Source organism: Actinomyces oris (assembly GCF_001937665.1).
In the GTDB taxonomy this organism is placed as follows: domain Bacteria; phylum Actinomycetota; class Actinomycetes; order Actinomycetales; family Actinomycetaceae; genus Actinomyces; species Actinomyces stomatis.
The window spans coordinates 60,567-68,918 of sequence record NZ_MSKL01000017.1 but is presented as its reverse complement, the minus strand read 5'-3'; the positions used below and the strand labels follow the sequence as shown (position 1 = coordinate 68,918).

Here is an 8,352-nt window from a genome sequence, read left to right as displayed (position 1 = left end):
TTCTCCGGGACCACCGGCGTCCTGACGAGAGCCGGAAGCATGCCGGAAACAGGCCAGGCACTATGGTCTTGGCACCACCACATCTCTCCTCGGCGACGGGCCTGTGCCTCCTCGTGCGAGACGGACCACCGTCGCCCTGGATTACCCCTGCGGTCAGCCCCGAGAGGCCACCGCCGGAGGAAGGGACAGCGCCATGGCACAGTCCGAGTCAGGCCCGGTATCAGGCACCGCGACGACGGTCGACGCCCCTGAGGACAATCTCGCCGAATCCGGCCGCCTCATCTCCAGCCGGTGGAGGCCCCGCAGCCTGCGCACGACGCCATCGCGGGAGGACCGGGGACTGTTCGGCCACCCCCGGGGGCTTCCCTGGATGCTCAACGTGGAGATGTGGGAGCGCTTCTCCTACTACGGCATGCGCGCCATTCTGCTCTACTTCATCACCGACACCGTGGCCCGCGGGGGCCTGGGCCTGAGCGACACCAGCGGACAGGTCGTCATCGCGCTCTACGGGATGGCCGTCTACTTCCTGGCCATCCCGGGCGGTATCTTCGCCGACCGCGTCATCGGCCCGTGGCTGTCCACCCTCTACGGCGGCCTGGTCATCATGGCCGGGCACATCTGCCTGACCATCCCCACCACAGTCACGTCCTGGACGGGGATCGTGCTGGTCGCCGTGGGAACCGGCTTCATCAAGCCGAACCTGACGACCATCGTCGGCGGCCTCTACGACGATGATGACATCCGGCGCGACGCGGGCTTCCAGCTGTTCTACATGTCCATCAATGTCGGCGCCTTCGCCTCGCCCCTGCTGACCGGCTGGCTTCGCGAGCACTACGGCTACCACGCCGGCTTCTCCTCGGCCGCCGTCGGCATGGCCTTCGCCCTGGGCGCCTTCATCTACGGCCGCCACAAGCTCTCGGCCTTCGCCTTCACCGTCCCCAACCCCATCCGCCCCCAGGAGCGCCGGCGGCTGCTTCTGGGATCCCTCGGGGTCCTGATCATCATCGGCGTCGTCGTCGCCGTCCTTCAGGTGCTCACCGGCAACCTGGTGACCACCGTCGCCACGGCGGGACTCCTCGTCCCGGTCGGTACGGCCGTGGCCTACTTCGTGGTCATGTTCCGCTCGCCGAAGGTCACCGTCCCCGAGCGCACCCACCTGCGCGCCTACATCCCCCTGTGGATCGGCGCGGTCCTGTTCTTCATGATCACCGAGCAGGCCGCCGGCAAGATGGCCACCTTCGCCGAGTCCAACACCGACCTGCGGCTGCCCTTCCTCGGCTGGTCGACCACCGCGGAGGCCTATCAGTCGGTCAACCCCGCAGCGATCGTGCTGCTGGCTCCGCTGATCGGCATGCTCTTCACCCGGCGGGCGGGCAGGTTCCCCTCCACCATCATGAAGTTCGTCATCGCGGTGCTCATCGTGGGGCTCTCGGCACTCATGCTGGGTTACGGCTTCCAGATCTGGCCGGGCGGGAAGGACCTGTCCCCCTGGTGGTTCCTGGTGCTGGTCTACGTCATCCAGACCGTCGCCGAGCTCTTCCTGACCCCGGTCGGCCTGGCCACGACGACCGCCCTGGCCCCCAAGAGCTTCGCCTCCCAGGCGATGGGACTGTGGTGGCTCAGCGTCGCCACCGGGCAGGGCGTCGCCGGATTCGTCATCGCCCAGACCGAGAACGCCTCCGACGCCACCTACTACTACGGCCTGGGCGCGGCCACACTGCTCATGGCCCTGGTGCTGTTCGCCGTCGCCCCGTGGACCCAGCGGCAGATGGCCGACGTCGAGACGGCCACGGGCGACTGACTCAGCAAGCCGTCCCCACCGGGCGGTGAGGCGCGGAGGGGGCCGCTCGAGAACGTACCTTTGCGTCGACTAGCCTCATCCCGGCCTCACCGACCTCATTGGCTGCTTCGCCCAGCTGTTCTCACGTTCTCCCAAAATAACCGCATGGTCGGAGTAGGGTGCATGGGTACCTGTGGTTCGCGCCGGACACTGACGGTCCGGCGGCACGTCTCACCCGACCACAGGAAGGGAGAGTCTCATGTCAACGACCCCGACTCCCGTCGAGGACGATCTCGATACCGGTCGGATGATCACCAGCCGGTGGCGACCCGACACCCTGCGCACGACGCCGTCGAAGGAGGACCGGGGACTGTTCGGCCACCCCCGGGGCCTGCCCTGGATGCTCAACGTGGAGATGTGGGAGCGCTTCTCCTACTACGGCATGCGCGCCATCCTGCTCTACTTCATCACCGACACCGTGGCCGGTGGCGGACTCGGCCTGAGTCCCAACTCCGGCCAGGTCATCCTGGCCTCTTATAGCGCGGCCGTCTACCTGCTCGCCATCCCGGGCGGCATCTTCGCCGACCGCGTCATCGGACCGTAGCTGTCCACCCTCTACGGCGGCCTGGTCATCATGGCCGGGCACATCTGCCTGTCCATCCCCTCATCCTCCTTCTCCTGGACGGGGATCGTGCTGGTGGCCGTGGGTACGGGATTCATCAAACCGAACCTGTCCACGATCGTCGGGGGTCTCTACGACGACGATGACCCGCGGCGCGACGCGGGCTTCCAGCTGTTCTACATGTCGGTCAACGTCGGCTCACTCGCCTCTCCCCTGGTGACCGGCTGGCTTCGCGAGCACTACGGCTACCACGCCGGCTTCTTCTCGGCCGCCGTCGGCATGGGGGTGGCCCTGATCGCCTTCGTCTACGGCCGTCACAAGCTCTCGGCCTTCGCGTTCACCGTCCCCAACCCCATCCGGCCCCAGGAGCGCCGGCGGTTCGTGCTCGCTTCGGTACTGACCGTGGCGGCCGCGGCCGCACTCGTCGCGGCCCTCAGCATCCTGTCCGGCAGCCTGCTCGACGCCATCTCCACGACGATGCTCATCATCCCGGCCGGCGCCGCCCTGGGGTACTTCGTCCTCATGTTCCGCTCCCCCAGGGTCACGGCCCGTGAGCGCACCCACCTGCGCGCCTACATCCCCCTGTGGATCGGCGCGGTCCTGTTCTTCATGATCTCCGAGCAGGCGGCCGGCAAGATGGCCACCTTCGCCAAGGACAACACCGACGGCCATATCCCGTTGGTCGGCTGGGCCATCACCCCCGAGACCTACCAGTCCATCAACCCGGCCACGATCGTCATCCTGGCGCCATTCATCGGCTGGCTCTTCACCCGGCGGGCGGGCAAATTCCCCTCCACCATCATGAAGTTCGCGATCTCGGTGCTCATCATCGGGGTATCGGCCTTCATTCTGGGGTACGGCTTCCAGATCTGGCCGGGAGGGAAGGACCTGTCCCCATGGTGGTTCCTGGCCGTGGTCTTCATCATCCAGACCGTCGCCGAGCTCTTCCTGTCCCCGGTGGGCCTGTCCACGACGTCGGCACTGGCGCCCAAGAACTTCGCCTCCCAGACGATGAGCCTGTGGCTGCTGACGACGGCCACCGGCCAGGGCCTGGCCGGTTTCATCATCTCCAGGACGGAGCACGTCGCGAACTCCACCTACTACTACGGCCTGGGTGTCGTGACGGTCGCCGTAGCGATCGTCCTGTTCATCGTCGCCCCGTGGACGGAGCGGAAGATGGCCGATGTCGGAGTCACGGCGCAGGACTAGGCGCGGTTGGGGCGCCGCGAGTTCGTAGGTTGAGTCTCGGGTTCGTAGGTTAAGGGTACGAACCCGAGGGTTAACCTACGATCGCATGCCTCCGACTGCCACCGGCGGGCCAGCGAGGACGAAGAAGGAGACCGCCGTGAAGGACTACGCCTCCGGTGAGGAGCTCATCGCGGAGATCCGCAAGCGCGCTGAGCTGTTCATCGCCGAGTTCGACGACGTCCCCGCCTCCGAACTCCACACGCTCAAGGACGGGGTGGACCGCACGCCGGCGCAGATGCTCGCCTACCAGCTGGGGTGGATGGACCTGCTGCTGGGCTGGGAGCGCGATGAGCAGGCCGGACGCGAGGTGGTCACGCCCGCTCCCGGGTACCGGTGGAACCGACTCGGCGATCTCTACAGCGCCTTCTACGAGCAGTGGCGTGACGCCTCCCTGCCCCGGCTTCAGGAGGCCTTTCGGAACCGGGGCGACGACGTCGTCGCCCTCGTGGCATCGCTGAGCCGGGAGGAGCTCTTCACTTCCGGGCAGCGGGCGTGGGCCTCCTCGACGCCGTCGGCCTGGCCGGTGGCCACGTGGGTGCATATCAACACGGTGGCGCCCTTCACCTCCTTCCGCACGAGGATCCGCGCCTGGAAACGCCACTGAGTGCCACCGAGCGCCACCGCGGGTAGGACACGATTCATGGGGGCCACCGACGTCTTCGGTGGCCCCCATGAGATCAGAGAGTGCTGACGTCACTTGGAGGTGATCGCCTCGGCAAGCTCCTCGAAGCAGCTGACGTAGGCGTCGATCGCCTCGTCCGTGTGGGTCACTGACAGGGTCCACTCCTCCTCGCGGCCCGGAGTCATGAAGATCCCCCGGTTCATGTTGAACAGCCACGCGAGCTCGGACAGCTCCGCGTTCTGGTGCTCCTTGAAGGACTCGTAGTCGACGACCTTCTTGGGGGAGAAGGTGACGCACCCCTTGCCGCCGACGCCCACCGCGTAGCCCGGAAGGTTGTAGCGCTCAATGACCTCCGTGCAACCCGCGAGAATGCGATCGTTGAGGTGATCGAGGTGGGCGTAGGCCTCCGGGGTGAGGACCTTCTCGAGGTTGGCCCGCACTGCGGCCATCACCAGGGGGTTGCCGTTGTAGGTGCCGACCTGGAAGACGGTGTGGTCCTCCACCACGGACATGACTTCCTCGGTGCCTCCGATGGCGCCCGAGGGCAGACCGCCACCCAGGGCCTTGGCCATGGTCACCAGGTCGGGAGTCACTCCGAAGCGCTGGGTGGCGCCGCCCGGACCGATGCACAGGCCGGTCTTGACCTCATCGAAGATCAGGACGACGCCGTGTCGCCGGGTGATCTCGCGGACCTGCTCCAGATATCCCGGTTCCGGCAGCACGACGCCCAGGTTCATCATGGCCGGCTCCATGATGACGCAGGCGGGCTTACGCCCCTCATCGGTCAGCCGGATGATGCGGCGCTCCATGGCCTCGGCATCGTTGAAGGGAACCGGCACCGTCATCTGGACGGTGGCGTCGGGAATGCCGCCTCCGTAGGGCAGCGAGGCCAGGTTGTCACGGTCACCGATCTTGTCGTACTCGACGCCGATCGAGACCATGACGGTGTCGTGGTGCCCGTGGTAGGAGCCGAAGATCTTCATGACCGTGTCGCGACCGGTGTAGGCGCGTGCAATACGGATCGCGTCCATCGTGGACTCCGAGCCCGAGTTCGTGTAGCGCCACTTCGGCAGCCCCCACCTGCTCGAGAGGTTCTCCGCCACCGCCAGGGCGTCCTCGGTCGGGGCGGCGAAGTGGGTGCCCTTGCCGTACCGCTCCTGAATGGCTTCTCCGATCACCGGGTGGGCATGCCCCTGAAGCATCGATCCGAAGCCGTTGTGGAAGTCCCACATCTCGTTGCCGTCAACATCCCAGACCTTCGGCCCCTGCCCCCGTTCAAGGTAAATGGGCCAGGGCTCGCGCAGCTGGTACGAGGAGGCGACACCGCCGGAAAGGCTGTTTCTCGCGCGGTTGTACATGTCGCCGGATCCCTTGGTCCGTTCATTGAGGCGCCTGGACTCGATCTCCGTCAGCTCAGCGACTCGCTCCATGTTGATGCTCATTGGTCACTCCTTCGTGGTCCGGCCTGGCGTCCACATATCGTGCGTTTGATTACCGGCGCATCGATCAACTGTGGCCGTCGATACGATGACAATGTGATTCCTCTCAGCTCCTTCCGCCGGCCTGGCGCGGAGTGAGCTGTTTTCATGTGTGTGTTCGCTCCGGTTCACTGCATCTATGACGCAGCACGGAGCTGGGAGGCTTCACCATCGTCCTCCTCTAAGACAGTTGCCACCTTCAACTCCTCGGTGACAGCGTCGGATCGTGCGATCACCTCCCCGCGGAAGAAGGCCGGTGCTCGGACGTACTGTACGAGCATCAGCACCACGCCCAGGAGAATGAGGGCGAGGGTGAGGACGAAGACGAGACCGACGCCGAAGACCTGCGATCCCGACCCGTACTCGGGGTTGAGGGAGTCCTTCAGGGTCAGGCCGAGCAGCAAGAAGAGGATAAGACCTCCCAGTCCCGGTGAGACCAGCGTGAAGAAGAAGTTCCTCACTGAGGAGAACCATTTTCCTCGAAAGTACCATACCGCGGCGAAGGCGGTGAGACCGTAATAGAAGGCGATCATCGCCCCCAGGGTCTGAACCGTGTCCCACAGGACGGAGGTGGATACGAATCGCAGCAGGGTATAAAAGGTCGAGGCGGCGACCGCCGAGACGACTGTTGCGCGACCAGGGGTGAGGAAGCGCGGAGAGATCTCGCCGAGCTTCTCCGGCATCGCCCCGTAGTATCCCATCGACAGCAAGGTGCGGGCGGGAGAGACGAAGGTGGACTGCAAGGACGCCGCGGACGAGACCAGCACCGCCGTCGACAGGAGGATCGCGAACGGCCCCAGAACCGGTCTGGCCAAGGCGAAGAAGACATTGTCCTGGATCGCAGGATTGCCCAGCCCTATCCCGTCCTTCCCCAGACCGGCGAACATCATGGATCCGATCGTGACGAACATGTACACCGAGACGATGGTCATGACGGTGAGCACGGCGGCGCGCCCCGGGGTGGAGCTGGCGTCGTCGGCCTCCTCATTGACCGTCAGCGACACGTCCCAGCCCCAGTAGATGAACAGGGACAGGGAGACGCCCGCCACAAAGGTCCCCAGCGAGTCGACGGCGAAGGGATTGAACCATTCGAGCTTCACGGGTGTCGGATTGACGGCGGTTCCGGTGAAGTAGCGGTAAATCGCCACCGCGCCGAAGCCGAGGAACACCGTCAGCTGAAACCCCACCAACCAGTACTGGAGCTTCTGGGTGGTCTGCATGTCGCGATACGCGATCCAGGTCGCCAGCGTGATGAAGACCAGGCAGGTGAGGGTGTTGACCCATACGTTGTCGGAGAGATCCGCAATGGCGGAGTTGCGAGTCACCTGTGCGAGCAACAGGTAGAAGAAGTCGACGGCGATGGCCGCGAGGTTCGACAGGACGACGACGGTCGCCACAATCAGCCCCCATCCGTTCATCCACCCGATCCACGGACCGAAGGCGCGGGTCCCCCAGGTGAAGGATGTGCCCGAGTCGGGCATCGCCGCATTGAGCTCTCGGTATCCGAAGGCGACCAGGAGCATCGGGATGAATCCGACGAGGAAGATCGCCGGCACCTGTTCGCCCACTTCTGAGGCGGTCGGCCCCAGTGCGCCGGTGAGGGTGTACGGAGGCGCGATGCAGGACACGCCGATGATGATGGCGCCGAGCAGGCCGACAGAGCCCTCGGCCAGCCCCTTCTTCGACAGCCCGCCTCCGGAGCTGGTGGTCGCGGCGCTCATGTTCCACCTCCGACGTCGGCCGGATCAGCCGGGACGGCGACGAGCGGCACGGGCAGGACACGCAGGATCTTGTTGGCGTCCGGCCCCAGGAACAGGCGCCCGCTCTGGGCCAGTCGCGCCGATCCCAGGAAGGCCAGCTCATTCCTGTTCCACTCCATGGCCAGCACGGCGGCGCTCGTGGAGTGGGCGTGGACGATCTGGACACGCTGGTCATCCAGTCCGGTGAGATCCAGGCGCACCTCGGCGAGCAGGGCCTCGGTCCGCTTCTCGATCTCCGCGGTGTCCTGTGAGTCCCCGGTGGCCACCGTGACGAGACGCAACGGGACACCGGCTCTGTCTGCGAAGGTCCTGGCCTTACTGAGCACTCCCCTCCACCTGCCGGACTCGCCCAGCATGACCGTGATGCGTGAGAGCCCGTCGAGAGGGGCGTGCCTCATGCCGCGCGGGGACAGGGCGACCGGAACAGTCGAGGAGTTGAGCAGCGTCTGCCCCACAGAGCCGAGGGACACCCGCCCCAGGACCCCGTGACGGCCTCCGCCGGCTACGAGCAGGTCGGCCTTGAGCTCCTCGGCCGAGGCGATGATGCCCTCGGGGAAGGAGAGGCTGTACCGCAGGTACTTGCTCACCGGCACACGAGGCCGATGCTCCTCCATGATCTCCGACATCCAGTCGTCGACCTGCGTGGCGACGACGTCCTGGAAGGCGTGATCGGTGACGTCAAGGACGTAGCGTCCCCCGCCGCCCTTGACGACGGTGACGAGATCGAGTGGGCACGAGAACGCTTCAGCGAGAGACACCCCTAGGTGGTAGGAGTCTCGACCGCCGAGCGAATTGGTGAAGGCCGTCAGAATGCGCATGGGGGTGACCTCCTGTTCGCTTCC

Annotated in this window: 5 protein-coding genes and 1 pseudogene; 3 read left to right on the top strand and 3 right to left on the bottom strand. The window is 65.8% G+C overall.

The features are described 5' to 3' along the window. Positions 1-193: 193 nt before the first annotated feature. From BKH28_RS07210 to BKH28_RS07200, 3 genes and pseudogenes are all read left to right on the top strand, one after another. Positions 194-1,801, top strand: a complete 1,608-nt coding sequence (locus BKH28_RS07210) for a peptide MFS transporter (RefSeq protein WP_075418156.1) — start codon at positions 194-196, stop codon at positions 1,799-1,801. 238 nt (positions 1,802-2,039) lie between these two features. Next, a pseudogene (locus BKH28_RS07205) lies at positions 2,040-3,611 on the top strand (peptide MFS transporter). 136 nt (positions 3,612-3,747) lie between these two features. Then, positions 3,748-4,254 carry a ClbS/DfsB family four-helix bundle protein gene (locus tag BKH28_RS07200; protein ID WP_075418155.1) on the top strand — a complete coding sequence of 169 codons (507 nt, stop codon included), beginning with the start codon at positions 3,748-3,750 and terminating at the stop codon, positions 4,252-4,254. Between the two features lie 89 nt (positions 4,255-4,343). Here the strand turns inward: BKH28_RS07200 and BKH28_RS07195 are convergent, their stop codons facing one another. The 3 genes from BKH28_RS07195 to BKH28_RS07185 all read right to left on the bottom strand — a co-directional run bounded on the left by BKH28_RS07195 (position 4,344) and on the right by BKH28_RS07185 (position 8,328). After that, positions 4,344-5,714 carry an aspartate aminotransferase family protein gene (locus tag BKH28_RS07195; RefSeq protein ID WP_075418154.1) on the bottom strand — a complete coding sequence of 457 codons (1,371 nt, stop codon included), beginning with the start codon at positions 5,712-5,714 and terminating at the stop codon, positions 4,344-4,346. A gap of 173 nt (positions 5,715-5,887) precedes the next feature. Next, positions 5,888-7,471, bottom strand: a complete 1,584-nt coding sequence (locus BKH28_RS07190; RefSeq protein ID WP_075418153.1) for an APC family permease — start codon at positions 7,469-7,471, stop codon at positions 5,888-5,890. Then, entirely contained in the window at positions 7,468-8,328 is an 861-nt protein-coding gene (locus tag BKH28_RS07185; RefSeq protein ID WP_075418152.1) for a universal stress protein, read from the bottom strand. The genes BKH28_RS07190 and BKH28_RS07185 overlap by 4 nt, the downstream gene beginning before the upstream one ends. Positions 8,329-8,352: the final 24 nt, after the last annotated feature.

Excerpts from the sequence above, each read along its gene's own strand:
- BKH28_RS07210 (WP_075418156.1), top strand. The coding sequence starts at position 194 with ATGGCACAGTCCGAGTCAGGCCCGGTATCAGGCACCGCGACGACGGTC.
- BKH28_RS07195 (WP_075418154.1), bottom strand. The coding sequence starts at position 5,714 with ATGAGCATCAACATGGAGCGAGTCGCTGAGCTGACGGAGATCGAGTCC.
- BKH28_RS07190 (WP_075418153.1), bottom strand. The coding sequence starts at position 7,471 with ATGAGCGCCGCGACCACCAGCTCCGGAGGCGGGCTGTCGAAGAAGGGG.
- BKH28_RS07185 (WP_075418152.1), bottom strand. The coding sequence starts at position 8,328 with ATGCGCATTCTGACGGCCTTCACCAATTCGCTCGGCGGTCGAGACTCC.